This window comes from Psychrobacillus sp. Z3-81 (assembly GCF_056620325.1).
The window spans coordinates 1-229 of sequence record NZ_JBWQPU010000115.1 but is presented as its reverse complement, the minus strand read 5'-3'; the positions used below and the strand labels follow the sequence as shown (position 1 = coordinate 229).

The window sequence follows — 229 nt, the reverse complement described above, 5'->3', positions numbered from 1 at the left end:
AACCCACATGCCATACATGATTGGGTGTATTTCTTTTATGCTTCCAGCAGCAATCATCGTTATTGGGTAAAAGATAAAGCCAATTGCGATACCAGTAGCGAGTGAATAAGTTAGCGGCATCATAATAATAACGAAAAACGCCGGAACTGCTACTGCAAAACGATTCCAATTAATTTTCCCAATTGCAGATACCATTAATACCCCAACGATAATAAGTGCTGGTGCTGTG

Annotated in this window: 1 pseudogene; it reads right to left on the bottom strand. The window is 39.7% G+C overall.

The annotated features are described in order from the left end of the window. Nucleotides 1-229: pseudogene (locus AC1ECF_RS17845) on the bottom strand (NCS2 family permease); the annotation flags it as partial.